Origin of the sequence: Streptomyces hilarionis, assembly GCF_024539675.1 — a bacterium.
Classification (GTDB): Bacteria; Actinomycetota; Actinomycetes; order Streptomycetales; family Streptomycetaceae; genus Streptomyces; species Streptomyces hilarionis.
This window is the reverse complement of record NZ_JAHHIT010000040.1, coordinates 70092-96247: the sequence shown is the minus strand read 5'-3', so window position 1 is coordinate 96247 and position 26156 is coordinate 70092. Positions and strand designations below refer to the sequence as shown.

Sequence of the window (26156 nt, the reverse complement as noted above, 5' to 3'; positions counted from 1 at the left end):
CCGGGGGGCGCGGGCCGCGTCCGCGCGGCGCCGCGCCGTCCCGTCGGCTCAGTACGCCGGCAGGGTCCGCGGTCCGAGGTCGCCGCGCGCGGGCGGCGGCGCGAGGCGGACCGACGCCCCGAGGACGCTGACCCCGTGCGGCGCGACGACGACCGGTTCCAGGGTGACGGCGACGACCTCGGGGTGGTCGTCGACCAGCCGCGAGACGCGCAGCAGGAGCTCCTCCAGGGCCGGGGTGTCGACGGGGGTCGAGCCGCGCCAGCCGAACAGCAGCGGGGCGGTGCGGATGGAGCGGACCAGCGACGTGGCGTCGCGGTCGGTGACCGGGACCAGCCGGTGCGCCATGTCCCCGAGGAGCTGCGAGGCGGCGCCGGCGAGTCCGAAGGACAGCACCGCCCCGGCCGCCGGGTCGATGACCGCGCGCACGACCGTGTCGACGCCGCGCGGCGCCATCGCCTGGACGACCGGTCGCAGTTCCTGCGGCTTGCCGAAGAGCTCCGTCAACTCGGCGTACGCCCGGCGCAGTTGCTCCTCGTCGGCCAGGTCGAGGCGTACGCCGCCCAGGTCGGCCCGGTGGCGCAGGTGCGGAGCGGTCGCCTTCAGGGCGACGGGGTAGCCGAGGTCGCCCGCCGCCCGAGCGGCCTCGTCGGGGGTGGGCGCGGGCATCGCCCGGCGGGGGCGGACGCCGTAGCGGCCGAGCAGCTCGCACGTCTCCTCGGCGCCGAGGGTGAGGCCCTGTCCGCGCGCGAGGAGACCGTCGATCAGCCGGGCGGCCCCCTTCTCGTCGATGTCGTCGTACTCGGGGACCTTGCCGGGGTCGCCGGCCTCGCGTCGCCACTGGGCGTACCTGACGGCCTCGGCGAGGGCGCGGACCGCGCGTTCGGCGGCGGGGTAGGCGGGGATGAGGTGCGCTCCCTCGGGCGCCTCGACGGCTGCGGGCTGGGGCGGCGCCGCGCTCTCGGCCTCGGCACGCGCGCGTGCGGCGCCTTCGGCGCGTGGCGCGGTGCTCGCGGCGGCGGACAGGGCCGCCGCGAGGCCGCCGAGCTCGACGTGCACGACGAGGACCGGTTTGGCGGGGGCCGCCGCGGCGGCCGAGCGCAGGGCCTGCGCCAGTTCCGCGTCCCCGGGTGAGCGCTCGCCGATCGCCGGGATCGCCGTCACCACCACCGCGTCGCACGTCTCGTCGGCCAGCGCCCGGGCCAGGGCCGCGTGGAAGTCCTCCGCCGAGGCCTCGGTCGTCAGGTCCGACGGCGGGAGGGGGCGCAGTCCCTCGGAGAGACAGGCGTCGTAGGTGAGCAGCCCGAGCGACTCGGAGTTGCCGAGGATCGCCACCCTGGGGCCGGGCGGCAGCGGCTGGCGCGCCAGCAACAGGCCGGCGTCGACCAGCTCGGTGATGGTGTCGACGCGGATCACGCCCGCCTGCCGCAGCAGCGCCGACACGGTCGCGTGCGGCAGCCGGGTCGCCCGCACGGCGTGGCCCTGGGGGGCGGAACCGGAACCCTGGACGACGACCAGGGGCTTGGCCGCGGCCGTGCGCCGCGCGAGGCGGGTGAACTTGCGGGGGTTTCCGATGGACTCCAGGTACATGAGGGCGACGTCGGTGTCGGGGTCGTCGTACCAGTACTGGAGGACGTCGTTGCCGGAGACGTCCGCGCGGTTGCCGGAGGAGACGAACGTGGACACGCCGGTGACGCCGGTGACGCCTCCGCCGCGCCGGTGGAGGCGGGAGAGCAGGGCGATGCCGATGGCGCCGGACTGGGCGAACAGGCCGATGCGGCCGGCCCTGGGCATCTCCGGGGCGAGGGAGGCGTTCAGGCGCACTCCCGGGGAGGTGTTGATGACGCCGAAGGCGTTGGGTCCGATGATCCGCATGCCGTACGCGCGTGCCTGGCGCACGAGTTGGCGCTGGCGTTCGCGCCCGTCGGGGCCGCTCTCGGCGTAGCCGGCGGACAGGACGACGAGCCCTTGCACCCCGTGCTCGCCGCATTCGGCCACGGCCTCGGGCACGTGCTCGGCGGGGACGGCCACGACCGCGAGGTCGACCGGCGCCGCCACGTCGCGCAGCGAGCGGTGGGCGGGCACGGCGTCGAGCTCCGCGAGATCCTCGGGGAACGCCTTGTTCACGGCGTACAGGCGGCCGGTGAACCCGGCCTCGCGGAGGTTGCCCAGGACGCTGCGGCCGACGCCGCCCGGGGCGCGGCCGACGCCGACGACGGCGACGGAGCCCGGCGCGAGGAGGCGCCCCACGGAGTGCGCCTCGGCGCGCTGCTCCCGCGCGCGCTGCACCGCGACCGAGCGCTCGGTGGGTTCGAGGCCGAACTCCAGGCGGACCACGCCGTCCTCGAAGCTGCGCTTCTGGGTGTAGCCGGCGTCGGTGAACACCTTGATCATCTTGGTGTTGGCGGGGAGCACCTCGGCGGCGAAGCGGCGGATGCCTCGCTCGCGCGCGACGGCCGCGATGTGCTCCAGGAGCGCCGAGGCGACCCCGCGCCCCTGGTGGGCGTCCTGCACGAGGAAGGCGACCTCGGCCTCGTCGGCGGGCGCGGAGGCGGCCATGCCGTCCGCGCCGATGCGGTCGTAGCGTACGGTGGCGATGAACTCGCCGCCCACGGTGGCCGCGAGTCCCACCCGGTCCACGAAGTCGTGGTGCGTGAAGCGGTGGACGTCCTTGGCGGACAGGCGCGGGTACGGCGCGAAGAAGCGGTAGTACTTCGACTCGTCCGAGACCTGCTCGTAGAAGCTGACCAGGCGCTCTGCGTCGTCGACGGTGATGGGGCGGATGCGTGCGGTGCCGCCGTCGCGCAGCACCACGTCGGCCTCCCAGTGGGCGGGGTACTCGTGCCGGTCCGACGCGCTCTGCATGGGCCCCAGAGTACGGCTCGCGTACGACAACGGCGCGAGGCAGTCTGGGGGACGGACGTCGGGTCGAGGCCGCGATCCGACGACCGCACCGGGAGAGGCCGATCGGGTCCCTCCCCTCACACGCTTCACGTGTGGAACACTGGTCTAGACAACCTGAACTCCGAAGGGCAGCATCACATGGCTGAGCGCCGCGTCAACGTCGGCTGGGCCGAGGGCCTCCACGCCCGCCCCGCTTCCATCTTCGTCCGGGCCGCCACGGCCGCAGGCATCCCCGTGACGATCGCCAAGGCCGACGGCAACCCCGTCAACGCGGCCTCCATGCTGGCCGTCCTCGGCCTGGGCGCCCAGGGCGGCGAGGAGATCGTCCTCGCCTCCGACGCCGAGGGCGCGGACGTCGCCCTCGACCGGCTGGCCAAGCTGGTCGCCGAGGGCCTCGAGGAACTCCCCGAGACCGTCTGAGCAGGTCCCCTTTTCGACGAAGGGCCCGCCCGAATTACCGGGCGGGCCCTTCGCTTTTCCCGTTCACGGGCGACTTTCCCGTTCGCGGGCACCAAAAACAACCCCCGTGAATTTCCCCCGTCTTTGTATACGGCCTCCGCGTTAATGCCGAATACCCGACATGTTTACGGGAGGTTGCGAAGTCCTCACACGGTCGGGGCGCTCCGTGCCGCCGGGAAAGCGCAGCCGGTGCGCCGGCCTCGCGCGCTCGGTGTGCTGCGCCGTGATCACCCGCGCGCGCTCCCCGTCCCCGCGCGCCACCGCGTCCACGATCGCGCCGTGCTCCGCCCAGGACTCCACCGGGTCGGCCGGCGCGTCCACCGTGTACATCCAGGCGATCTTGTGGCGCAGCTGGGTGAGCATCGACGTCAGAGCGGGGCTGCCGCAGGACTGGGCGAGCGTCTCGTGGAACCAGCCGCCCAGGGAGCGCAGGTCGTCGCTGTTGCCCCTCCTGGCCCGCTCCTGGCCCAGCCGGACGAGTCCGCGCAGCACCTTGAGATGGGCCTCGGTGCGCCGCTGGGCGGCCCGGGAGGCGCCGAGCGGCTCCAGCAGCATGCGCATCTCCAGCAGGTCGCCGGCCTCCTGCTCGGTCGGCTCCGCGACGCACGCGCCCGCGTGCCGCCGCGTGACCACGAAGCCCTCGGCCTCCAAGGTGCGCAGCGCCTCGCGGACCGGGACGCGGGAGACCCCGTAGCGGCGGGCGAGGAGTTCCTCGGTGAGGCGGCTGCCGCGCTCGTAGACGCCCGCGACGATGTCGTCCCGGACGGCCGTGCACACCGAGTGCGCCGGAATACGCATGACGGACCTCCGCCTTAATCCCCGTGAAACGTCGACGAGCGACGCGCTTTCAGCGACTGTATTCCAAGGAACGGGAATTTCCGATGGCGGGCCGGAATCCATGAATATTTTTTGGACAGCGCACCCCGGGAAACGGCAAAGCCCCGGCCGAAGGGCCGGGGCTCGACGATCCGCGATCGCGCGTGGCGTCAGACGTTCACGCCGTGGTTGCGGAGATAGGCGACCGGGTCCATGTCGGAGCCGTACTCCGGCGTGGTGCGGGCCTCGAAGTGCAGATGCGGGCCGGTGACGTTGCCGGTCGCGCCGGACAGGCCGATGCGCTGCCCCGGGGTGACCTGCTGCCCCACCGACACCTCGATGGACGACAGGTGCCCGTACTGGGTGTACGTGCCGTCGTGCATCCGGATGACCACCTGGTTGCCGTAGGCCCCGCCCCAGCCGGCCTCGACCACGGTGCCGGAGCCGACCGCGTGCACGGTGGTGCCGCTGGCGGCGTGGAAGTCGATGCCGGTGTGGCTGCCGGAGGACCACAGCGAGCTGCTGGCCTGGTAGCCGGTGGAGACGTACGAGCCGGTGATCGGGATCACGAAGGTGTTCAGGCGCTTGCGCTCGACCTCGCGGGCGGCACGCACGCGTGCCTCGCGCTCCTCCACGGCCTTCTTGGCGGCGGCCTGCCGGGCGGCCTCCTCGAAGGCTGCCTGCTTCTGCACGGCGACCTGGTCATCGAGCTGCTCGACGACGGCCTCGCCGGCGGTGACGACGGGGATCAGCCCGGTCTGCTCGGGGGTGGGCTCGGCGGCGAAGGCCGGGGTGGAGGCGACGGTGGCCATCACACCGGTGGTGGCGAGCGCCGCGACGCCCGCCGCGCGGACGGTGGTGCGCTGCATCCGGCTGGGCCGACGATGCTTCCCGGTGGCGCAGGTGAACGCCATGAAGTCAGCGGTGTCCTTTCCTTCCCTCTCGCCTACCGGGTTAGCTGACGGGTTCGGAGCAGGAAGGTCTCCTACGGATGCCCTCGCCTTCGCGCGGGCGTCCGATTCACCCCAGGGACTTCACAAGTGGGTCCCCGGCTCCCCTGGCTCGCGCCATGCGGGGACTCGGCGATGACTGCCCGGTGCCGCGGGTGCGGCGCGGTGCCTGACGGACAGCCCGGATGACGCTAAGCGGCACGGGTTTCAATCCTCAAACGAATCACGGGTTTTGTAGCGCATCCCACAGCACAGACGGGCGACTCCGCCTCAATTCGGACACACGGCGGTCTCAATTCCCACACGCGGGGGCCCTGGTGGCGCTCCTGCCCACCAGGGCCCCCACACGCGTGTGCCGTTGCCGCGCTACTCCGCGGAGACGACCTTCACCTCGCCGATGCCGAGCGCCTCGACCGGCTCCCTGATCTGTGCCGCGTCGCCCACGAGCACCGTCACCAGCCGGTCCACCGGGAAGGCGTTGACGGCCGCCGCGGTGGCCTCCACCGTGCCCGTCGCCGCGAGCTGCCGGTACAGCGTCGCCTGGAAGTCGTCGGGCAGGTGCTGCTCCACCTGGTCGGCGAGCGTGCCCGCCACGGCCGCGGCGGTCTCGAACTTCAGCGGCGCCACGCCGACCAGGTTCTGCACGGCGACGTCCCGCTCGGCGTCGGTCAGGCCGTCGGCCGCGAGGGTGCGCAGCACCTTCCACAGGTCGTCCAGCGCGGGGCCGGTGTTGGGGGTGTCCACGGAGCCGCTGATGGCGAGCATCGCGGCGCCCGAGCCGTCCGGCGCGGACCGCAGGACCTGCCCGAAGGCGCGGACGCCGTAGGTGTAGCCCTTCTCCTCGCGCAGGACGCGGTCCAGACGGGAGGTGAGGGTGCCGCCGAGGCAGTACGTGCCGAGCACCTGGGCGGGCCACACGCGGTCGTGCCGGTCGGCGCCGATCCGGCCGATCAGCAGCTGCGTCTGGACGGCGCCGGGACGGTCCACGATGACGACCCGGCCCCTGTCGTCGGCGGTCACCGGCGGCACGGGCCGCGGCTCGGCCGTGGAGCCCGTCCAGGCGCCCAGGGTGTCGCCCAGGAGCTCCGCCAGGTCGACGCCGGTGAGGTCGCCGACGACCACCGCGGTGGCGGTCGCCGGGCGGACGTGCCGGTCGTAGAAGGCGCGCACGGCGGCGGAGTCGATCTTCTCGACCGTCTCCGCGGTGCCCTGGCGCGGACGCGACATGCGCGCGGTGGCCGGGAACAGCTCCTTGGAGAGCTCCTTGGCGGCGCGCCGGGCGGGGTTCGCCAGCTCGTGCGGGATCTCGTCCAGACGGTTGCGGACGAGGCGCTCCACCTCGCTGTCGGCGAACGCGGGCGCGCGCAGGGCGTCGGCGAGCAGCCCGAGGCCCTTGGCCAGCCGCGAGGCCGGCACTTCGAGGCTGATGCGGACGCCGGGGTGGTCGGCGTGCGCGTCCAGGGTGGCGCCGCAGCGCTCCAGTTCGGCGGCGAACTCCTCGGCGGAGTGCTTGTCGGTGCCCTCGGAGAAGGCCCGCGCCATGATCGTGGCGACGCCGTCGAGACCGGCCGGCTCGGCCTCCAGGGGCGCGTCGACGATGACCTCGACGGCGACGACCTGCTGGCCGGGACGGTGGCAGTGCAGGACGGTCAGACCGTTGTCCAGCGTGCCGCGCTCGGGCGCGGGGAACGCCCACGGCTTGGCCTCGCCCGCCCGGGGCTGGGGGTGGAAGTCCATCGTGGCGAGCTCGGTCACCGGGCCGCCTCCTCGTTCTCGTCCTGGTCGGCGGGGGCTTCGGCGGCGGTCGGCTCGTAGACGAGCACCGCGCGGTTGTCGGGGCGCAGACGGGCCCGGGCGACCTCCCGCACCTCCTCGGACGTCACGTCCAGCACCCGCTGGACGGCGGTGAGGGCGAGCTGCGGGTCGCCGAACAGGACGGCGAAGCGGCACAGTTCGTCGGCGCGGCCGGCGACCGTGCCGAGCCGGTCGAGCCACTCGCGCTCCAACTGGGCCTGCGCGCGCTCCATCTCCTCGGCCGTGGGGCCCTCCTCGGCGAACCGGGCGAGCTCCTCGTCGATGGCGGTCTCGATGACGGGGACCTCGACGTCGCCGGACGTCTTCACGTCCAGCCAGCCCAGCGAGGGGGCGCCGGCGAGCCGCAGCAGGCCGAAGCCGGCCGCCACGGCGGTGCGGTCGCGGCGCACCAGCCGGTTGTACAGACGGGAGGACTCGCCGCCGCCGAGGACCGTGAGCGCCAGGTCCGCGGCGTCGCACGCGCGCGTGCCGTCCTCCGGGAGCCGGTAGGCGGCCATCAGGGCACGGGCCGGCACCTCCTCCTCGACGACCTCGCGGAGCTGCTCGCCGATGACGTCGGGCAGCCCGCCGTCGCGGGGGGCCGGCTTGCCGTCGTGGCCGGCGATGGAGCCGAAGTACTTCTCGACCCACGCGAGGGTCTGCTCCGGGTCGATGTCGCCGACCACGGAGAGCACCGCGTTGTTGGGCGCGTAGTACGTGCGGAAGAACGCGCGCGCGTCCTCCAGCGTCGCCGCGTCCAGGTCGGCCATCGAGCCGATCGGCGTGTGGTGGTACGGGTGGCCCTCCGGGTAGGCGAGGGCGGTCAGCTTCTCGAAGGCCGTGCCGTAGGGGACGTTGTCGTAGCGCTGGCGGCGCTCGTTCTTGACGACGTCGCGCTGGTTCTCCATCGACTCGTCGTCGAGGGCGGTGAGCAGCGAGCCCATGCGGTCCGCCTCCAGCCAGAGGGCGAGCTCCAGCTGGTGTGCGGGCATGGTCTCGAAGTAGTTGGTGCGCTCGAAGCTCGTGGTGCCGTTGAGGGACCCGCCCGCGCCCTGGACCAGTTCGAAGTGGCCGTTGCCCTTGACCTGGCCGCTGCCCTGGAACATCAGGTGCTCGAAAAGGTGAGCAAGGCCGGTACGACCCTTGACTTCGTGGCGCGAGCCGACGTCGTACCAGAGGCACACCGCCGCGACGGGGGTCAGGTGGTCCTCCGACAGCACCACGCGCAGGCCGTTGGCCAGGCGGTGCTCGGTCGCTGTCAGGCCCCCGGAGCCTGCCTGGGCTGTGGCCGTGTGACCCATGGGCATGTACGTCCCTTCCGATCGCGGACGCGGTCGTCGAAACCGCGGTTTTCCTGCCGGTCCTGCCACTGTATGCAAGCGTGCGGACGGTCGGCGAAGTTCCCGGGCGACGTACGCCGAGAGCGAGATCGCGTAGCCTGCGGGCAGCCGTGGAGGAGGTGCCTTCGCGTGCGGGCCCGGACGGCCGACGCCGGGTCCTCGCCCGCTCTGTCAGTGCCACGGTCCACAATGGTCCGCATCAGATCCCGTCACACGCCCCAGCAAGGAGCCGGCAGCGATGGCCCGCCGCAGCACGAAGACCCCGCCGCCCGACGACTCGTACGAGGAGCGCATCCTCGACATCGACGTCGTCGACGAGATGCAGGGCTCCTTCCTCGAGTACGCGTACTCGGTCATCTACTCCCGCGCCCTGCCGGACGCCCGTGACGGCCTGAAGCCGGTGCACCGCCGCATCGTCTACCAGATGAACGAGATGGGCCTGCGCCCCGAGCGCGGCTACGTCAAGTGCGCCCGCGTCGTCGGCGAGGTCATGGGCAAGCTGCACCCGCACGGAGACGCGTCGATCTACGACGCCCTGGTGCGGATGGCCCAGCCCTTCTCCATGCGGCTGCCGCTGGTCGACGGCCACGGCAACTTCGGCTCGCTGGGCAACGACGACCCGCCGGCCGCCATGCGGTACACCGAGTGCCGTCAGGCCGCGGCGACGAGCCTGATGACGGAGTCGATCGACGAGGACACGGTCGACTTCGCGCCCAACTACGACGGCCAGGAGCAGGAGCCGGTCGCGCTGCCCGCCGCCTTCCCGAACCTCCTGGTCAACGGCGCCTCCGGGATCGCGGTCGGCATGGCCACCAACATGCCGCCGCACAACCTGGGCGAGGTCGTCGCGGCGGCCCGTCACCTCATCCGGTACCCCGGCGCCGATCTCGACGCCCTGATGAAGTTCGTGCCGGGCCCCGACCTGCCCACCGGCGGCCGGATCGTCGGCCTCTCGGGCATCCGGGACGCCTATGAGAACGGACGCGGCACCTTCAAGATCCGCGCCACGGTGGCGGTGGAGACCGTCACGGCCCGCCGCAAGGGCCTGGTCGTCACCGAACTGCCCTTCACGGTCGGCCCCGAGAAGGTCATCGCGAAGATCAAGGACCTCGTCGGCTCCAAGAAGATCCAGGGCATCGCCGACGTCAAGGACCTCACCGACCGCGCACACGGCCTGCGTCTGGTCATCGAGATCAAGAACGGCTTCGTGCCGGAGGCGGTCCTCGAACAGCTCTACAAGCTGACGCCGATGGAGGAGTCCTTCGGCATCAACAACGTGGCCCTGGTCGACGGCCAGCCGCTCACGCTGGGCCTGAAGGAGCTGCTGGAGGTCTACCTCGACCACCGCTTCAACGTCGTGCGCCGCCGCAGCGAGTTCCGCCGCACCAAGCGCCGCGACCGGCTGCACCTGGTCGAAGGCCTGCTCACGGCCCTCGTCGACATCGACGAGGTCATCCGGCTGATCCGCTCCAGCGACAACAGCGCCCAGGCCAAGGAACGCCTGATGGAGCGCTTCTCGCTGTCGGAGATCCAGACCCAGTACATCCTGGACACCCCGCTGCGCCGCCTGACCCGGTTCGACCGCATCGAGCTGGAGGCGGAGAAGGAGCGGCTCAACGAGGAGATCGCCGAGCTGACCCGGATCCTGGAGTCGGACGCGGAGCTGCGCAAGCTGGTCTCGGCCGAACTGGCCGCGGTGGCGAAGAAGTTCGGCACCGAGCGCCGCACGGTGCTGCTGGAGTCCTCGGGCGCCACCGCCGCCGCCGTCCCCCTCCAGGTCGCCGACGACCCCTGCCGCGTCCTGCTGTCCTCCACGGGCCTGCTGGCCCGCACCGCCAACGGCGATCCCTTCGCCGAGAGCTCCGAGGACGCCGAGAGCCGGCGCACCAAGCACGACGTGATCGTCTCGGCCGTCCCGGCCACCGCGCGCGGGGAGATCGGCGCGGTCACCTCGTCGGGCCGGCTGCTGCGGATCAACGTCGTCGATCTGCCGCAGCTCCCCGACACCGCCTCGGTGCCGAACCTGTCGGGCGGCGCCCCGCTGGCGGAGTTCGTCTCCCTGGAGGGCGACGAGACGGTGATCTGTCTGACGACGCTCGACGAGTCGTCCCCCGGCCTGGCCATCGGCACGGAACAAGGCGTGGTCAAGCGCGTCGTTCCCGACTATCCGACCAACAAGGACGAGCTGGAGGTCATCGGCCTGCGGGACGGCGACCGGATCGTCGGCGCCGTCGAGCTGCGCACCGGCGACGAGGACCTGGTCTTCATCACCGACGACGCCCAACTGCTGCGCTACCAGGCCGCGCAGGTGCGGCCGCAGGGCCGTCCGGCGGGCGGTATGACGGGCATCAAGCTCACCGAGGGCGCGAAGGTGATCTCGTTCACGGCCGTGGACCCCGCGGCGGACGCGGTCGTCTTCACCATCGCGGGCTCGCGCGGAACCCTGGACGACTCGGTCCAGACGACCGCCAAGCTCACCCCGTTCGACCAGTATCCGCGCAAGGGCCGGGCCACCGGCGGTGTGCGCTGCCAGCGGTTCCTGAAGGGCGAGGACTGCCTCTCCCTGGCCTGGGCGGGTCCCGTCCCGGCCAAGGCGGCGCAGAAGAACGGCCTGCCCGCCGACCTCCCGGAGATCGACCCGCGCCGCGACGGCTCGGGCGTGTCGCTGCCGAAGACGGTCTCGGTGGTGGCGGGACCGGTCTAGGACCCGCCACGGCCCAGGCCCCGGCCTCCCCGGCCCCGGACCGGTCGGGGCCTCTGCGGGCCCTGCCGGCCTTCCCGTCCTACGGGAAGGCCGGGGACTCGGCCGCGAACACGGAACTCTCCTCCCCGCCCGCGTCCTCGCCACGGTCCTCGGGGGCCTCCGGGTCATCGGCGGCAACAGCGTCATCGGGGTCCTGCACATAGCGCAGGACGCCCCACATCTCGTGTTCGCCTGCGGGCGGAGCGTCGCTCACACAGGCCTCCAGCGCCCCTCCGAGGGCGGAGGCGTCGATGCCCGAGCCGATGAGGACGAGCTCGGTGCGGCGGGCGTCACCGGACGGCCAGGGCTCCGGGTGGAAGCGGAGGAAGCGCCCCACGGCGTGGACGGCGTACCGGTTCCCCGGATCGTGTTGACCGAAGTCCACATATCCCTTGATCCGGTACAGCCCTTCCGGCCGGCTGTCCAGGAACTCCATCAACCGCCGCGGCCCCATGGGCACTTCGGAGGTGAAGGAGAGGCTGTCGTAGGCGGTGTGGAGGTGCTCGGCATGGCCGTCGTCGCCGCGGTCGTGCAGATCGTCGAAGGTGAGCTGCCCGACGCGCTCCTCGCTCGGCCGGCAGTCGAAGAGGAACTCGGGGTCGATACGGCCGTACGTGGCGGGGACGACGGCGGCGCCGTCGGTCAGCGAACGCACCAGGCCGAGAACCCGGCCGGAGTCGGGCGCGCGGTCGAGCTTGTTGACCACGACCAGGTCGGCCAGCCCGAGGTGCCGGTCGATCTCGGGGTGCTTCACCCGGGTGTCGTCGAACTCGGCCGCGTCGACGACCTCGACGAGTCCGCCGTACACGATTCTCGGGTGGTCGGTGGCCAGCACCATCCTGACGAGTTCCTGCGGCTCGGCGAGACCGGAGGCCTCGATGACGATGACGTCGATGCCGGCGGCCGGACGGGCCAGCCGTTCGAGGTAGGCGTCGAGCTCGCTGGTGTCGACGGCACAGCACAGGCAGCCGTTGCCGAGGGAGACCGTCGAGTCGCCGAGCGCGCCCGCCACGGCCATGGCGTCGATCTCGATGGCGCCGAAGTCGTTGACGATCGCGCCGATCCGGCTGCCCCCGCTGCGGTGCAGGAGGTGGTTGAGCAGGGTCGTCTTGCCCGAGCCGAGGAAGCCGGCGAGCACGACGACCGGGATCTGCTGCGGACTGCGGCTCTGCGACACGTACGGCCTCTCTTGCCCTTGCGTGTGCACCGGTTCGCGGCCCGGCACACCGACGAGGATGGACTGCGGCCCAGGATACGAGCCGCGCGGAACCCCACGAGGTCCACGCCCGCCGTGCGCCGCCGTCCCCGCATCCCCGCCTCGGGGCCGGGACGACGGCGCACGACCCGCGCTGGAACTCCGTTGTCCACAGGCACGGATTCCACACCTGCTCCGGTGGATACCGTGACCCCCATGCGCGATCAGGAAAGCGGCCCCGGCCACCCCGAACGACGGCTGAGCACCAGGGAGGCCGCCGACCTGCTCGGGGTGAAACCCGACACCGTGTACGCGTACGTCAGCCGCGGCCGGCTGAGCAGCAGGCGGGCGCCCGGCGGCCGGGGCAGCACCTTCGACGCGCAGGAGGTCGAGGCTCTCGCGCGGCGCACCAGGCGCGAGGCAGCCGGCCCCGGGGGCGAACCGTCCGTGCGCACACACCTCACCCTCATCGACGAGGACCGCTACTACTTCCGGGGCGTCGACGCCGTCGCTCTGACGGCCCGGCACTCCTACGAGGAGGTCGCGGAGTGGCTGTGGACCGGACGGCTCCACGAGGGAGCCGTGTTCACCGCGCCCGAGGCGTCGGTCGAGGCCGCCCGCCGTGTCGCGGACGCGCTGCCCGAACACGCCGGTCCCACCGAGCGGTTGCGGGTCGCGGCCGTCGCCGCCGCGGCCGCGGACCCGCTGCGTTTCGACCTGTCCGAGGAAGCGGTCCTCGCCACCGCGCGCGTCCTGATCCCGACCCTGGTCGCCGCCCTGCCCCCGAAGCGCCACACCCACCGCGACGGGGACTCCCTCGCCGGCCGTCTGTGGGGCAGGCTCAGCGGACGGCCCGCCGAGGACGCCCAGCTGCACGTCCTCGACACGGCGCTCGGGCTGCTCGCCGACCACGATCTGGCCGCCTCGACCCTCGCGGTGCGCGTCGCCGCCTCGGCCCGCGCGCACGCCTACGCGGCCGTGTCCGCCGGCCTCGGCGTGCTCGAGGGGCCGCTGCACGGCGCGGCGGGCGGGCTCGCCCACCGCATGCTGCTCGACGTGCTGGACCTCGGCACCGCCGGACCCGTGATCGCGCAGGAGCTGCGGGCGGGCCGGCGCATCCCCGGTCTCGGCCATCGGCTCTACGCCGGCGAGGATCCACGCGCGCGTGCCCTGTTCGCCCTCCTGGAGGAGATTCCGGAGGCCGGGCCCGCCCTCGCCGCGGCCCGGGACATCGTGGCCACCGCCGCCCGCCACGCGCCGCTGCACGCCAACGTCGACCTGGCGCTCGCCGTCCTCACCGCGTCGAGCGGCATGGAGGCCTCGGCGGCCGAGACGATCTTCGCCGTCGCCCGTACGGCGGGCTGGATCGCTCACGCCCTGGAGGAGTACGGCGAACGCCCTCTGAGAATGCGCCCGAGCGGCCACTACGTGGGCCTGAGACCGCCTCGCCCCCTGCCCGGCTGAGGCACGCCAGGCCGCCAGGCCGCCAGGCCGCCAGGCCGCCAGGTGAGCCGACGCGAAGAGCGCGCCGACAGGAAGAGTGCCGGACCGGGCCCGGGACCGGGGCCGGACCGGGGCCGGAAGCCGTCTCGGTGAGCGTCTCGGTGACGGCGGAGGGACGACCGCCCGAGCGGGCCGGAGGTCGTCCCGCGGTGAGTCAGGTTAGGCTCACCTCTGTGAGTACGTGCGCGACCGTCTCGCGGGACCTCGACGAGCCCCTCTCCGGAACCGCGGCCACGGCAACCACCTGGCTGCTGCTGGAGCAGCCCGGGCCCTGGGGCGCCAGAGCGCTGGTCTCCAGCCACCTGGACCCCGCCCTGGGCCGCGCCCTGGAAGCGGCCGCGCAGGGCACCGGGGTGCGCATCGCGCTCATCCGGCGTCCCGGCCGCCACGCGGACTTCGGCGCTCCCCCGCTGCGGCAGGTGTACGCGGCCCACACCGTCCCCGGGCGGGTGTGGCTGCACGGCGCCACGACCCACGATCCGCGCCGGCTGCTGGACCTCGACTTCGCCGCGCTCGGCCGGGGCGAGCACCGCACCTTCGACGACGCGCTCCGGGGCGGGCCCCACACGGGCGACCCGCTCGCGCTCGTCTGCACCAACGGCAAGCGCGACCGCTGCTGCGCCCTCCTGGGGCGTCCGCTGGCCGCTCGACTGGCCGCCTCGGGGGTGCGGGGGGCCTGGGAGGTCACCCATCTGGGCGGCCACCGCTTCTCCCCCACCGTGCTCGTTCTGCCGCACGGATACGTGTACGGCCGCGTGGGGGCCCACACCGTCAAGGAGGTCTTGCGCGGTGTCCGGGAGGACCGGATCATCGTGGACGGGTGCCGGGGGAGCTCAGCCTGGGAGCGGCCCGGCCAGGCGGCGGAGCTGGCGGTGCGCACGGCTACCGGCGAGGACGCGGCGCAGGCGCTGAGCGTCGTGCGGACCGCCGGGGGCGCACCGCGGTGGGAGGTGACCGTCGCACACACCGACGGACGTCACTGGGAGGTCGTGGTGGAACAGGGCGCCGCGTCGCCGCCCCGGCCGGAGAGCTGCGGAGTGTCGGTCCTGGGCACCCCCGCGCGGATGGACGTCGTGGCGGTGCGGGAGCTGGCGGGCGCGGCGTCGGCGGGCTGAGGGGCGAGCGCTCTGGGTACCGAGCCCGGACCGGTACCAGTCTGGGCTCGGTCTCGGTTTCGACCCCGAGTGCGTCCAGGCCGGGGCTCGGTCCCGGGCGGGCCGGGTCTCGGGCTCGGTCTCGATCTCAGGCCAGGGCTGTGCCTACGCCGCACCGAACGCACGGGGCGCGGTTTCCGCCCATGCATGACGCGGTCCCTACGCCCACTGCCGAACCGTTTCCTCTTGAGTGGGTCAAGAGATCCGCGCCACCATCCCTACGGTTGTGCGGGCCCGTCCACGTACCGTCTTGGGTATGAGCCCCACTCCCCCCGCCCGCCGCCTGCGCATCGGCATGCCGCGGCGCATGTTCTCGCAGCTCCTGCTCATGCAGCTGGCGATCGCCGCGGGGGTCGTGGTGCTGGCCACCGGACTGTTCCTCGCCCCGCTCGGCAACCAGCTCGACGACCAGGCGATGCGGCGCGCGCTGGCCATCGCGCAGACCACCGCGGCGATGCCGCAGATCGCCGACGATCTTGAGCGTTCGCGGCCGACGGTGGACGGCCCGGTGCAGCAGGAGGCCGAGCGGATCCGCAAGGCCAGTGGCGCCGAGTACGTCGTGGTGATGGACCGGCACGGCACCCGTTGGTCACACACCGACCCCGACCAGGTCGGCGGCCATGTCTCGACCGACCCGAGCGAGGCGCTGCGCGGCCGGGACGTCATGGAGATCGACAGCGGGACCCTGGGCCGCTCGGCCCGCGGCAAGGTGCCGCTGCGCGACGACCAGAACAAGATCATCGGCGCGGTCTCGGTCGGCATCGAGTACGACAGCGTGCGCGCCCGGCTCATCCACGCGATCCCCGGTCTGTTCGCCTACGCCGGAGGAGCGCTGGCCGTGGGCGCCCTGGCGGCCTGGCTCATCTCCCGCCGGGTCCAGAGGCAGACCCGCGACCTGGCCTTCTCCGACATCTCCGCGCTCCTCGCCGAGCGCGAGGCGATGCTGCACGGGATACGGGAGGGCGTCGTCGCCCTCGACCGGGCCGGCCGGGTCCGCCTGCTCAACGACGAGGCGCAGCGCCTGCTGGGCATCGGTGAAGAGGCGGTGGGCGCGCTGCCCGACGAGGCGCTCGGCGAGGGGCGGACGGCCGACGTGCTGGCCGGCCGGGTGGACGGCACCGATCTGATCGCCGTGCGCGGCCAGCGCGTCCTGGTCGTCAACCGGATGCCCACCGACGACGGGGGCGCCGTGGCCACGCTGCGCGACCGCACCGAGCTGGAGCAGCTGGGCCGGGAACTCGACTCGACGCACGGCCTCATCGACGCGCTGCGCGCCCAGGACCACGAGCACGCCAACCGGATGCACACGCTGCTGGGCCTGCTGGAACTGGAGATGTACGACGACGCCGTCGAGTTCGTCGGCGAGGTGGTCGGCGATCACCGGGCGACCGCGGAGCAGGTGACCGAGAAGATCGAGGACCCCCTGCTCGCGGCGCTGCTCGTGGGCAAGGCGACCGTCGCGGCCGAGCGGGGCGTCGCCCTGTGGGTCTCCGACCGGACTCGGCTGCCCGACCGCCTGGTCGACCCGCGCGGGCTGGTCACCGTCGTCGGCAACCTGGTGGACAACGCGCTCGACGCCGTCGCGGGCACGCCCCACGCGCGCGTGGAGGTCGAACTGCGCTCCGAGGGCCGTACCGCCGTCCTGCGGGTGCGGGACACGGGCCCGGGCATTCCGGCCGAACGGCGTGAGCTGGTCTTCACGGAGGGCTGGTCCACGAAGAAGCCGCCGGCGCACGGCAAGCGTGGGATCGGGCTCTCCCTGGTGCGCAGGCTGGCCGAGCGGCAGGGCGGCAGGGCGACGGTGGGCGAGGCGACCGGCGGGGGCGCGGAGTTCACCGTCGTCCTGCCGGAGGCGCTGACCGAGCCCGGCGTCCGGACCGGCCCGCCGGATCCGCGGCCCGGTCCGCAGCCCGCGCTGACCGTGCCGGTCCCGGGTGCTGCCGAGGAGGGGTCACGGTGATCGAGGTCCTGGTCGTGGACGACGACACGCGGGTCGCCCGCGTCAACGCCGCCTACGTCGTGAAGGTGCCCGGCTTCCATGTCGCGGGCGAGGCCCACAGCGCGGCCGAAGCGCTGCACCGGCTGGCGACACTGCCCCGCGTGGATCTCGTCCTGCTGGACCACTACCTGCCCGACGAGACGGGTCTGGAGGTCGTCCAGGAGATGCGCCGGCGCGGCCACCAGACGGACGTGATCATGGTGACCGCCGCGCGGGACGTCGGGACGGTACAGGCCGCCATGCGCCAGGGCGCGCTGCAGTATCTGGTGAAACCGTTCGCCTTCGCCGGTCTGCGGGCCAAGCTGGAGGCCTACGCGGAGCTGCGCCGCACCCTGGACGGCGGCGGCGAGGCCGAACAGGCCGACGTCGACCGGATCTTCGGCGCGCTGTCCGCCCCGTCGGAGCCTGGCCTGCCCAAGGGGCACTCGCCCACCACCGCCGAGCTCGTGCGCCAGTCGCTGATGAGCGCCGAAGGGCCCCTGTCGGCCCAGGAGATCGCCGACCGGACGGGGGTCAGCCGGCAGACCGCCCAGCGTTATCTGAAACTCCTGGAGCGCACGGGGAGGGCGCGTCTGACGCTGAAGTACGGCGACGCGGGCCGCCCGGAACACCGTTACGTGTGGGCGACCCGCGCCTGAGGCGCTCGGACCGTCAGCCCGTCGCCTTCTGGACGAACTCGGTCGTGTACGTCTTGTCGAGGTCCACCTTGGCGTTCTGGATGTTCGGGTTGAACGCCTTGAGGACCTTCTCCACCGTCTCCGGGCCGTTCTTGGGCATCACGCCGTCCTTGGTGAACATGGGCAGCGTGTTCTTGATGGCCACGGCGTACAGCATCTTGTTGCCCTGCGAGTAGTCGGCCGGCATCTTGTCGGCGATGTCGCCCGCACTGTGGGTGGACATCCACGTGAGCGTCTTGACGAATGCATTGGCCAACTTCTGGACAGTGTCCTTGTGGCTGTTGACCCAACTCGTCTGCATGTACAGGCTTGACGACGGGTACGGTCCGCCGAGCGCCTCCTGGGAGCCCTGCGGCGTCCGCATGTCGAGCAGGATCTTGCCGGCCTTCTTGTCCAGGATCGTCGCCACGGTCGGGTCGGTCGTCATACCGCCGTCGATGGCGCCCTGTTGCAGCGCCGCGATGAAGGTCGGCCCGGCGCCCACGGCGACCGGGGTGAACTCGCTGACCTTCACGCCGTTCTTGACGGCGAGGTACTTGGTGAGGAAGTCGGTCGAGGAGCCGAGGCCCGTGATGCCGAGCTTCTTGCCCTTGAAGTCCTTGGGCGAGGCGATGTCGCCCTCGGCCTTCGTCGACACGATCTCCACCTCGCCGGGCGCCTGCGAGAACTGGACGACGGACTCCACCTCCTTGCCCTTCACCTGAAGGTCGAGGGTGTGGTCGTAGAAGCCGACGGCGCCCTGCACCTGGCCGGAGACGAGTGCGGTCTCGGCCTGCACACCGGCCGGTTCGCTCAGCAGCTCGACGTCGAGTCCCTCGGCGTCGAAGTAGCCCAGGCGCTGGGTGAGCATGGCGGGCAGGTAGATGACCTTGTCCAGGCCACCGACCATGATCTTGACCTTGGTGCCCTCGCCGTCGCCCTTGGTGTCGGCGCCGGACGACGTCGTTCCGGCGGCGTCGTTGGCACAGGCGGTGAGCGAGGAGAGGGCGAGCAGGCCGGCGGCGGCGGCGGCGTATCTGGCGGTTGTGCGCATGGCGGGGTTCACGTCCTTGTGAGAAGGCGATGCGGGATGGCGAGGGGCGGAAGGGCGAGAGGGAAGGCGGGCGGGCGGTGGCCCTGACGCACGGATGGGGCACGGGGCACAGGGCACGCGGGTCGACCGGGGAGCGTCCGAGGCATCCGAGGCGGCGGGGACGACGTCCGGGGTGTTCGTGCGGAGGTCAGCCGTCCGAGCCGGAGGGCTTCCAGCGGAAGATGCGGCTCTCGGCGAAGGTCAGCAGGCCTTCGGCGACCAGGGCGACGACGGCGAGGATGACCATGGCCGCGTACACGCCGGCCGCGTTGAAGGTGCCCTGGGACTGGGCGACGAGGAGCCCGATCCCCTTGGTCGCGCCGATGTACTCCCCCACGATCGCGCCGATCAGGGCGAAGCCGAAGCTGACGTGCAGGCTGGTGAAGATCCAGGAGGTGGCGGACGGGATAACCACCTGAAGGGTCACGCGGCGGTCGCTCGCGCCGAGGATGCGGGCGTTGGCGACCAGGTTGCGGTCGACCTCGCGGGCGCCCTGGAAGGCGTTGAAGAACACCGGGAAGAACACCAGGACGACGGCCGAGGCGACCTTGGAGGCCGGACCGAGCCCGAACCAGATCACGAAGATCGGGGCCAGCACGATCCTGGGGATGGAGTTGAGCACCTTGATGTATGGACCAAGGATGTCGGCCAGGAAGGTGATCCTCCCGAGCGCGATGCCGCACACGACGCCCGCGACCACACCGATGATCCAGCCGAGCAGCGCCTCGTAGAGCGTGTACCAGATCTGCTCGCCGAGCGAGCCGAGCGCAGTACCGTGCGTGAGCCAGGTGTAGATCTGGTCCCAGATCTTGCTCGGCATCGAGAAGTTGAACGGATCGATGACCTCGGCGCGGGACAGTCCTTCCCACAGGGCGAGCACGGCCACCAGAAGCAGGACGCGGAACACCGTGACGACGATCTTGCGTCTGCGGGCGGCACGCGCGCGTGAGTGGGCGCGGTCCGGTACGGGGACGGCGTCGGCCACCGGCGTGCTGAGAAGGTCAGGCGACATGGGCGGCACCTCTTTCGCGGGTGATGCGGACCTCTTCACCGAGGGACTCCCAGATCTCGCGGTAGATCTCGATGAACCGCGGCTCCAGACGCACCGACTCGACCTTGCGCGGTCGCGGCAGGTCGATGTCGAAGACCTGCTTGACGGTCGCGGGACCGGCGGTCATCACGACGACCTTGTCGGCCAGCGCGATGGACTCCTCGAGGTCGTGGGTGACGAACACGACGGACGCGCCCGTGCCCTCCCACAGTTCGAGCAGCTCGTCCGACATGAGCGCCCTGGTCTGCACGTCGAGCGCGGAGAACGGCTCGTCCATGAGCAGGATCTGGGGGTCGTTGACGAAGGTCGCGGCGAGGGCGACGCGTTTGCGCTGGCCCCCGGAGAGCTGGTGCGGATACCGGTCCTCGAAGGCGGCGAGTCCGACCCGGCCGAGCCACTCACGGGCCCGGCTCTTCGCCTCCGCCTTGGGCACGCCGCGGAAGCGGGGACCGGCCATGACGTTCGACAGGACCGTGCGCCAGGGAAACGTCGCGTCCTGCTGGAAGACGAAGCCGACCTTGTCGCCGACGCCACGCACGGGCTGCCCGGCGACCAGGACCTCGCCCTGGGTGGGCTCCTCCAGCCCGCTGACCAGGGTCAGCGTCGTGGACTTCCCGCAACCGGTCGGTCCGACGACGGCCACGAACTCGCCGTGACCGACGGTGAGGTCGAGTTCCCGCACCGCGGTGTGCGCGGCCCCCGACGGGGTCCTGAAGACCTTGCTCGCGCCCCGCAGCTCGATGGCGGGGCTGGTGTGTGCGCTCATGGCCGGGGACGGTAGAGGCGACCCGCGGGACAGCATCAGCCTTGTGAGCGCATGCGCTTCTTTTGCTTGCAAAGGTCTGTTGTGCTCATTTTGCTCGCGCTACAACAGCGAAGCCGAAACACGGGCTCACGCCCGCCTGGCCTGCAGGAGAGAGGCCCGATGATTGACGTCCTGGTGGTGGACGACGACTTCCGTGTCGCCGAGATCAACGCAAAATACGTGGGGAAGGTTCCCGGATTCCGGGTCGCCGCGCGGGCACACAGTGCTGCCCAGGGGCTCGCCTGCGTGCAACGGGGCAACATCGACCTGGTGCTGCTCGACCACTACCTGCCCGACGGAACCGGTCTCGACCTCGTCCACCGCATGCGGGAACAGGGCCACGGCACCGACGTCATCATGATCACCGCGGCCGGCGACGTGACGACGGTGCGCACCGCGATGCGTCTGGGCGCCTTGCACTACCTGGTCAAACCGTTCACGTTCACCGCGCTGCGCACCCGCCTGGACTCCTACGCCGCCCTGCGCCGCACGGTCGACCGGGTCGGCGGCCACGGTGTCGCCGGACAGGAGCAGGTCGACCGCATCTTCGGCGCCCTGCGCACCGGCCCGGGACCGTCCTCGCCCGGCCTTGCGAGCGGCCACTCCGAACCCACCGCCGACCTGATCTGCACCGTCCTGCACGGCGCCGGCCACCCGCTGTCGGCCCATGAGGTCGCCGCCGAGACCGGCCTGAGCCGCTCCACGGCACAGCGCTACCTCCGCCAGCTCGAACAGGCCGGACGGCTGCACCTCTCCCTGAAGTACGGCGACACGGGCCGGCCGGAGCACCGTTACGCGTGGGTGGCGCCGTGACCGGGCTCCGGCGCGCCACCCGGACGGTACGACGACCAGCGGGTCCGCCACCCGTCACGCGGCCCCCGCCCCGGTCAGCGACCGCACCTCCGTCTCCGCGTGCTTGGCCTCGTCGGCGATCTCGGTGGAGGTCACGGTGCCGAGCCAGCCCGCCAGGAAGCCGAGGGGGATCGAGACCAGGCCGGGGTTCTGCAGCGGGAAGTACTGGAAGTCCACGTCCGGGAAGAGCGACTCGGGGCTGCCCGAGACCACCGGCGAGAGCACGACGAGTGCCAGCGCCGGGACCAGACCGCCGTACACCGCCCACACGGCGCCCCGGGTGGTGAAACTCCGCCAGAACAGCGCGTACAGCAGCACCGGCAGGTTGGCGGACGCGGCGACCGCGAAGGCCAGCCCGACCAGGAAGGCGACGTTCAGATCGCGGGCCAGCAGGCCGAGACCGATCGCGACCACGCCGACGCCCACGGCGGCGACCCGCGCCACCGCGACCTCGCTACGGGGTCGGGCGTTGCGTCGTCGCAGCGAGGCGTAGAGGTCGTGCGCCACCGACGTCGACGAGGCGAGCGTGATGCCGGCGACGACGGCGAGGATCGTGGCGAAGGCGACGGCCGTCACGACCGCGAACAGCACCGTGCCTCCCGTGGAGCCCGCGCCGCCCCCGAGGTCGAGTGCCAGCAGCGGCACCGCGGTGTTCCCCGACGCGTTCGACCCGCGCACGGCCTGCGGACCGACGATCGCCGCCGCGCCGAAGCCGAGCACGATCGTCATCAGATAGAAGCCGCCGATCAGCCCGATCGCCCAGACGGTGGAACGCCGGGCGGCCTGTGCGGTCGGCACGGTGTAGAAGCGGGACAGGATGTGCGGCAGCCCGGCCGTGCCCAGCACCAGCGCGAGCCCCAGGCTCATGAAGTCGAACCGCGCCGTCCAGTCCCCGCCGTACTTGAGCCCGGGCGCCAGGAACGCAGCGCCGTGTCCACTGCGGTCCGCGGCCGTGCGCAGCAACTGGTCGAAGTCGCCGTGGAAGCGCACCAGGACGAGCACGGTCAGGACGACGGCGCCGCCCATGAGCAGCACCGCCTTCACGATCTGGATCCAGGTGGTGGCCCGCATCCCTCCCAGCGACACGTAGACGATCATGAGCGCGCCGACGCCGATGACGGCCCAGGACCGCGCCGCCTCGCCCGTGTTGCCGAGCAGCAGGGCGACCAGACTGCCCGCGCCCACCATCTGCGCCACCAGGTAGAGAACGGACACGGTGACCGAGGAGGTTCCCGACGCGATGCGCACCGGTCGCTCGCTCATGCGCGCGGCCACCACGTCGGCGAGGGTGAACCGGCCGCAGTTGCGCACCAGTTCGGCGACGAGGAACAACACCACCAGCCACGCGACGAGGAAGCCCACCGAATACAGCAGCCCGTCGTACCCGAACAGCGCGATGAGCCCGGTGACGCCCAGGAAGGAGGCGGCCGACATGTAGTCCCCCGCGATGGCAAAACCATTCTCCATCGGGGAGAACAACCGTCCGCCGGCGTAGAACTCCTCGGCCGATCCGTGCCGGTTGCGGCTCACCCAGGTGGTGATCCCGAGTGTCACCGCCACGAAGGCGCTGAACAGCAGCAGCGCCGGAGTCTGATGGTTGCCGGTCACGACGCACCGCCCCTCGCTCCGCGGGTCAGCTCCTGTGTGTCCCAGCGCAGTTCGAGCGCAGCCCGGTCCCTGCGCAGCCGCGCGTGGCGCGCGTAGGCCCAGGTGAGCAGGAACGTGCTGAGGAACTGTCCGAGACCGGCGAGGAACGCCACGTTCACCGCCCCCGCCACGGGCCGTGCCATGAGCTCCGGCACGGTCGTGGCGGCCACGACGTAGGCCACGTACCAGGCGAAGAAGCCGAGGACGGCGGGCGCCACGAAACGGCGGTAGCGGCGACGGACCTCCTGGAAGGCCGCGCTGCGCTGCACCTCGAGATAGACCTGGGCCGCCGCCGCGGCGCCGGTCTCCCGCTCGCGGCGGGCCGCCGGCACCTCGCCCCGGTGCGGGCCGACAGCGACCGACTCGCCCCAGCCGGAGGCGAGGGCGTCGTACCACGGGTCCTCGTAGTGCAGGTCTCCTGCCGCCTCGACGTATGCCCGGCCCGGATCCTCGTGGTGTTCGCGCGCGTGCGACGTGGGACCGCCGGTCTCGGGACCGCCCTCGTCGGCACGGGCACGATTGTTGCTTGACTGCATGCCCAAGGATGGACAGAACGGGAACTTCCCTGACTCTTCTTCCCCGAACACTTCACCCCATCAGGTGACCAACGGGCCATTCACCCTGTGGGCGGTCGTACCAACCCCTTTCGATACGCGTACCGCACGGCCTGGGCACGGCCCTTGAGCCCCGTCTTGGTGAACATGTTGTTGATGTGGGTCTTCACGGTCGCGGTGGACACACTCAGCCGGCGCGCGATCTCCTGGTTGCTCAGACCGTCGGCGATCAGCACGAGCACCTCCGACTCCCGTGTGGTCAGCCCGTCGGGCGGGACCGGGGGCGCCGCCCGTTCCGGCTCAGGCGCCGACAGACGCTCCAGCAGTCTTCGCTGGACGCTCGGGGACAGCCCCGCGTCCCCGGACAGCACGCTGTGCACGGCCCGGACGATCTCGTCGCCGCCGGCGTCCTTCGTGAGGTAGCCGCGCGCCCCCGCTCTCAGCGCGGGGAACAGGGAGTCGTCGTCGGCGAAGGTCGTGAGCACCACCACCTGCGTCCCCGGATGGTGCGCGCGGATGCGCCGGGTCGCCTCCACTCCGTCGCAGCGGGGCATGCGCAGGTCCATCAGCACCACGTCGGGGGCGAGTTCGGCGACGAGGCGCACCGCCTCCTCCCCGTCACCGGCCGCGCCCACGACCTCGACTCCGGGCAGCAGCCCGAGCAGCATCACGATGCCTTCCCGGACGACCGTCTGGTCGTCCGCGACCACCACCCTGGCAGGCTTCCTCTCCGGCTCCTCGGTCATACCGGCACCTTCAGCGTCACCACGAACCCTTCCTCGTCCGGTCCCGCGACGAGCGAGCCGCCCAGCAACTCGGCGCGCTCCCGCATGCCCAGCAGACCGTACCCGCCCCCGGCCTCCGCGAGTTCACCCGGCGAGCCCCCTGTGTCCCGCACATCCAGGGTGACTTCACGCGGCCCGTACTCCAGGCTGACGCGGACCTTCGCGCCCGGTGCGTGCTTGCGGACGTTCGTGAGGGCTTCCTGGGCGACTCTGCGCACGGCCTGCGACGCCTCGGCCGGCAGCGGCCGGCGTCGGCCCTCGACCGTGACCTCGGCGTCGTCCGACGAGAGGACGAGACCGCTGAGGAAGTCCTCCAGCGGCGTCAGTTCGCCCCGGAGCGCGGAGAGGGACTGTCTGGTCTCGTCCAGGCCGTCGCGCGCCATCCCACGGGCCGCCACGACGCGCTCGAGGATCTGCTCGCGGTCCGCTCCCCGCTCGATCAGCAGCCGGGCCGCTTCCAGGTGCACAAGTTGCGCCGAGAGGCTGTGCGCCAGGACGTCGTGGATCTCCCGGGCGATCCGGGCCCGCTCGGCGAGAGCGGCGGACTCGGCCTCGGCTGCACGCGCCGCCCGCTCCTGGGCGAGCAGTCGCTGCGCGGTGCCCCGGGCCTCGGCGTCCAGCCGCAGGGCGTAGCCGGCGAGGGCCATGCCCCCGATGACGGAGGCCGAGGTCAGCGCGTTGCCGTCGTCGACCGCGGCGAAGGCGGCGAACCCGGCCGAGGCCACCGGAACGGCCGCGATCAAGGGCAGCCGCTCCAGGGCCGTGATCGCGCAGCCGCAGCACAGGACGACCGCCGGCGAGCGGAATCCCGCGGCCTCGGACCCGACCGCCAGCCCCAGCAGCATGGCCACGAGTGCCAGGGAGGGCCACAGCCGGTGGTCGAGCGTGGTCCGGAACAGGGCCCAGGCCAGCCCGCCGGCCACCAGGACTCCGCCGGCGCCGGCCACCGCGGTCCACCCGTGCACACGGCCGTCGTGGAAGGCCGCCCACATCAGCGCGCTCAGCACCAGCAGCCGCACCGCCCAGGCGAGCACCCGCCTGGGGCGCGACACCTCCTTGGGGCTCAGCGCCTCCCGGGAGGGCCATCGGGTCCAACTGTTCTCCGTCACACGCGCTCCTTCCACGCGGACCGGGGCACGGCGGCACCGTACGCCGCGGCCGGTACGGGAGCGGGGTGCAGCGACCGCGTGCGCCGGATCAGGACGCCGGAGCGGACCAGCAGGGTGGCCGCGAGGGCCAGCATCACAGCGGAGCTGTCCTGATGGACGCCCAGCACCGTGCCGAGCGCGTAGAGCCCCAGCCGCAGGCCGATGCCGACAGCCCAGACGGCGACGCTCGCCCCGGTGCTCCGGCTCCGGACGGCGCCGTCCGGCTCCACCCAGACGCGAGTGGTCCAGGCCCAGGCCGCACCCGTGGCCAGGCCGACGGTCACCTCGGCGCCGAGCACCAGGGCCGCCGTGACGGGGTGGCGCGCGTCGAGGAGGTCCGGTTCGCGCAGCGCGAGGACGGCCAGGACGCCGGGCAGGAGCCACCATCTGCGGCCCGTGTCGATACGGCTCGCCCGGAACTGCCGCACGATCACGAGGGCGATCACGGCCACGATCACCAGTGCGTCGACGAGCCCGGACATCACAGCCTCCGTGAGCGAGACGAGAAGGGGGGCCGGTGACGAGTGCCGCCGACGCCCTCGACGCTACGGAATCCCGTCCGAGCGCAGATCGGAGCCCGGGTGGATCGTGGGTGGATCTACGACAACGGGGGCCTCCACCCGTGGGTGGAGACCCCCGCCGGAGGCCGGGTGGCCGAGCCGAACGCGGTGGGCCGCGCCGGCCGCCGTGACCGGCGACGCCGTCCAGAAC

Annotated in this window: 21 protein-coding genes and 1 riboswitch; of the genes, 7 read left to right on the top strand and 14 right to left on the bottom strand. The window is 72.4% G+C overall.

Annotation, left to right across the window (positions count from 1 at the left end):
* Positions 1 to 48: 48 nt before the first annotated feature.
* On the bottom strand, positions 49 to 2862 hold the full coding sequence (locus KMS84_RS08595; protein WP_256915493.1) for a bifunctional acetate--CoA ligase family protein/GNAT family N-acetyltransferase: 2814 nt from the start codon (positions 2860 to 2862) through the stop codon (positions 49 to 51).
* Between the two features lie 177 nt (positions 2863 to 3039).
* On the opposite strand from KMS84_RS08595, the gene KMS84_RS08590 reads away from it, so the two are divergent.
* Positions 3040 to 3321, top strand: a complete 282-nt coding sequence (locus tag KMS84_RS08590; protein WP_069767459.1) for an HPr family phosphocarrier protein — start codon at positions 3040 to 3042, stop codon at positions 3319 to 3321.
* Between the two features lie 141 nt (positions 3322 to 3462).
* On the opposite strand, the gene KMS84_RS08585 is transcribed toward KMS84_RS08590, so the two are convergent.
* From KMS84_RS08585 to KMS84_RS08570, 4 genes are all read right to left on the bottom strand, one after another.
* Positions 3463 to 4158: a GntR family transcriptional regulator gene (locus KMS84_RS08585; RefSeq protein ID WP_256915492.1), complete on the bottom strand. Its 696-nt coding sequence runs from the start codon at positions 4156 to 4158 to the stop codon at positions 3463 to 3465.
* Positions 4159 to 4346: 188 nt separating this feature from the next.
* Positions 4347 to 5090, bottom strand: a complete 744-nt coding sequence (locus KMS84_RS08580; RefSeq protein ID WP_256915491.1) for a M23 family metallopeptidase — start codon at positions 5088 to 5090, stop codon at positions 4347 to 4349.
* Between the two features lie 14 nt (positions 5091 to 5104).
* Positions 5105 to 5271: riboswitch (cyclic di-AMP (ydaO/yuaA leader) on the bottom strand.
* A gap of 221 nt (positions 5272 to 5492) precedes the next feature.
* Positions 5493 to 6881, bottom strand: a complete 1389-nt coding sequence (locus KMS84_RS08575; protein ID WP_256915490.1) for a M16 family metallopeptidase — start codon at positions 6879 to 6881, stop codon at positions 5493 to 5495.
* Positions 6878 to 8227 carry a M16 family metallopeptidase gene (locus KMS84_RS08570; RefSeq protein ID WP_256915489.1) on the bottom strand — a complete coding sequence of 450 codons (1350 nt, stop codon included), beginning with the start codon at positions 8225 to 8227 and terminating at the stop codon, positions 6878 to 6880. The genes KMS84_RS08575 and KMS84_RS08570 overlap by 4 nt, the downstream gene beginning before the upstream one ends.
* 271 nt (positions 8228 to 8498) lie before the next feature.
* Between KMS84_RS08570 and KMS84_RS08565 the strand changes: the two genes are divergently transcribed.
* Positions 8499 to 10964 (top strand): DNA gyrase/topoisomerase IV subunit A, encoded by a 2466-nt coding sequence (locus tag KMS84_RS08565; RefSeq protein ID WP_256915488.1) that lies wholly within the window; start codon positions 8499 to 8501, stop codon positions 10962 to 10964.
* Between the two features lie 79 nt (positions 10965 to 11043).
* Here the strand turns inward: KMS84_RS08565 and KMS84_RS08560 are convergent, their stop codons facing one another.
* On the bottom strand, positions 11044 to 12180 hold the full coding sequence (locus tag KMS84_RS08560) for a CobW family GTP-binding protein (protein ID WP_256915487.1): 1137 nt from the start codon (positions 12178 to 12180) through the stop codon (positions 11044 to 11046).
* A gap of 234 nt (positions 12181 to 12414) precedes the next feature.
* Here KMS84_RS08560 and KMS84_RS08555 point away from each other — a divergent pair, with 234 nt between their 5' ends.
* The 4 genes from KMS84_RS08555 (at position 12415) to KMS84_RS08540 (ending at position 17492) form a co-directional block, all read left to right on the top strand.
* The gene (locus tag KMS84_RS08555) at positions 12415 to 13662 is read left to right on the top strand and encodes a citrate synthase (protein ID WP_256915486.1); all 1248 of its coding nucleotides are present in this window, start codon (positions 12415 to 12417) and stop codon (positions 13660 to 13662) included.
* 212 nt (positions 13663 to 13874) lie between these two features.
* Positions 13875 to 14816 carry a ferredoxin family protein gene (locus KMS84_RS08550; RefSeq protein WP_256915485.1) on the top strand — a complete coding sequence of 314 codons (942 nt, stop codon included), beginning with the start codon at positions 13875 to 13877 and terminating at the stop codon, positions 14814 to 14816.
* A 295-nt stretch (positions 14817 to 15111) separates the two neighbouring features.
* Entirely contained in the window at positions 15112 to 16815 is a 1704-nt protein-coding gene (locus KMS84_RS08545) for an ATP-binding protein (RefSeq protein ID WP_256915484.1), read from the top strand.
* Complete coding sequence (locus tag KMS84_RS08540) at positions 16812 to 17492, top strand: response regulator (RefSeq protein ID WP_256915483.1); 681 nt, start codon at positions 16812 to 16814, stop codon at positions 17490 to 17492. The genes KMS84_RS08545 and KMS84_RS08540 overlap by 4 nt, the downstream gene beginning before the upstream one ends.
* 13 nt (positions 17493 to 17505) lie before the next feature.
* Here the strand turns inward: KMS84_RS08540 and KMS84_RS08535 are convergent, their stop codons facing one another.
* From KMS84_RS08535 to KMS84_RS08525, 3 genes are all read right to left on the bottom strand, one after another.
* Positions 17506 to 18564 carry an ABC transporter substrate-binding protein gene (locus tag KMS84_RS08535; RefSeq protein ID WP_256915482.1) on the bottom strand — a complete coding sequence of 353 codons (1059 nt, stop codon included), beginning with the start codon at positions 18562 to 18564 and terminating at the stop codon, positions 17506 to 17508.
* A 187-nt stretch (positions 18565 to 18751) separates the two neighbouring features.
* Complete coding sequence (locus tag KMS84_RS08530; protein ID WP_256915481.1) at positions 18752 to 19615, bottom strand: ABC transporter permease; 864 nt, start codon at positions 19613 to 19615, stop codon at positions 18752 to 18754.
* Positions 19605 to 20420 carry an ABC transporter ATP-binding protein gene (locus KMS84_RS08525; RefSeq protein ID WP_256915480.1) on the bottom strand — a complete coding sequence of 272 codons (816 nt, stop codon included), beginning with the start codon at positions 20418 to 20420 and terminating at the stop codon, positions 19605 to 19607. Before KMS84_RS08525 ends, KMS84_RS08530 begins: the two co-directional genes overlap by 11 nt.
* A gap of 159 nt (positions 20421 to 20579) precedes the next feature.
* Between KMS84_RS08525 and KMS84_RS08520 the strand changes: the two genes are divergently transcribed.
* Complete coding sequence (locus KMS84_RS08520; RefSeq protein WP_256915479.1) at positions 20580 to 21272, top strand: response regulator; 693 nt, start codon at positions 20580 to 20582, stop codon at positions 21270 to 21272.
* A gap of 54 nt (positions 21273 to 21326) precedes the next feature.
* On the opposite strand, the gene KMS84_RS08515 is transcribed toward KMS84_RS08520, so the two are convergent.
* The 5 genes from KMS84_RS08515 to KMS84_RS08495 all read right to left on the bottom strand — a co-directional run bounded on the left by KMS84_RS08515 (position 21327) and on the right by KMS84_RS08495 (position 25927).
* A complete protein-coding gene (locus tag KMS84_RS08515) occupies positions 21327 to 22919 on the bottom strand; it encodes a monocarboxylic acid transporter (protein ID WP_256915478.1) in 1593 nt (530 codons plus the stop codon).
* Positions 22916 to 23494, bottom strand: coding sequence for a DUF485 domain-containing protein (locus KMS84_RS08510; RefSeq protein ID WP_256915477.1), 579 nt, complete (start codon positions 23492 to 23494; stop codon positions 22916 to 22918). Before KMS84_RS08510 ends, KMS84_RS08515 begins: the two co-directional genes overlap by 4 nt.
* Positions 23495 to 23574: 80 nt before the next feature.
* The gene (locus KMS84_RS08505) at positions 23575 to 24258 is read right to left on the bottom strand and encodes a response regulator transcription factor (protein ID WP_256915476.1); all 684 of its coding nucleotides are present in this window, start codon (positions 24256 to 24258) and stop codon (positions 23575 to 23577) included.
* Positions 24255 to 25406 (bottom strand): sensor histidine kinase, encoded by a 1152-nt coding sequence (locus KMS84_RS08500; protein WP_256915475.1) that lies wholly within the window; start codon positions 25404 to 25406, stop codon positions 24255 to 24257. The genes KMS84_RS08505 and KMS84_RS08500 overlap by 4 nt, the downstream gene beginning before the upstream one ends.
* The gene (locus KMS84_RS08495; protein ID WP_256915474.1) at positions 25403 to 25927 is read right to left on the bottom strand and encodes a DUF1453 domain-containing protein; all 525 of its coding nucleotides are present in this window, start codon (positions 25925 to 25927) and stop codon (positions 25403 to 25405) included. The genes KMS84_RS08500 and KMS84_RS08495 overlap by 4 nt, the downstream gene beginning before the upstream one ends.
* Positions 25928 to 26156: the final 229 nt, after the last annotated feature.

Bases quoted from the DNA above. Each gene is read 5' to 3' on its own strand.
- KMS84_RS08595 (WP_256915493.1), bottom strand. From the start codon at position 2,862: ATGCAGAGCGCGTCGGACCGGCACGAGTACCCCGCCCACTGGGAGGCC.
- KMS84_RS08590 (WP_069767459.1), top strand. From the start codon at position 3,040: ATGGCTGAGCGCCGCGTCAACGTCGGCTGGGCCGAGGGCCTCCACGCC.
- KMS84_RS08585 (WP_256915492.1), bottom strand. From the start codon at position 4,158: ATGCGTATTCCGGCGCACTCGGTGTGCACGGCCGTCCGGGACGACATC.
- KMS84_RS08580 (WP_256915491.1), bottom strand. From the start codon at position 5,090: ATGGCGTTCACCTGCGCCACCGGGAAGCATCGTCGGCCCAGCCGGATG.
- KMS84_RS08570 (WP_256915489.1), bottom strand. From the start codon at position 8,227: ATGCCCATGGGTCACACGGCCACAGCCCAGGCAGGCTCCGGGGGCCTG.
- KMS84_RS08565 (WP_256915488.1), top strand. From the start codon at position 8,499: ATGGCCCGCCGCAGCACGAAGACCCCGCCGCCCGACGACTCGTACGAG.
- KMS84_RS08555 (WP_256915486.1), top strand. From the start codon at position 12,415: ATGCGCGATCAGGAAAGCGGCCCCGGCCACCCCGAACGACGGCTGAGC.
- KMS84_RS08545 (WP_256915484.1), top strand. From the start codon at position 15,112: ATGAGCCCCACTCCCCCCGCCCGCCGCCTGCGCATCGGCATGCCGCGG.
- KMS84_RS08535 (WP_256915482.1), bottom strand. From the start codon at position 18,564: ATGCGCACAACCGCCAGATACGCCGCCGCCGCCGCCGGCCTGCTCGCC.
- KMS84_RS08530 (WP_256915481.1), bottom strand. From the start codon at position 19,615: ATGTCGCCTGACCTTCTCAGCACGCCGGTGGCCGACGCCGTCCCCGTA.
- KMS84_RS08525 (WP_256915480.1), bottom strand. From the start codon at position 20,420: ATGAGCGCACACACCAGCCCCGCCATCGAGCTGCGGGGCGCGAGCAAG.
- KMS84_RS08520 (WP_256915479.1), top strand. From the start codon at position 20,580: ATGATTGACGTCCTGGTGGTGGACGACGACTTCCGTGTCGCCGAGATC.
- KMS84_RS08510 (WP_256915477.1), bottom strand. From the start codon at position 23,494: ATGCAGTCAAGCAACAATCGTGCCCGTGCCGACGAGGGCGGTCCCGAG.
- KMS84_RS08505 (WP_256915476.1), bottom strand. From the start codon at position 24,258: ATGACCGAGGAGCCGGAGAGGAAGCCTGCCAGGGTGGTGGTCGCGGAC.
- KMS84_RS08495 (WP_256915474.1), bottom strand. From the start codon at position 25,927: ATGTCCGGGCTCGTCGACGCACTGGTGATCGTGGCCGTGATCGCCCTC.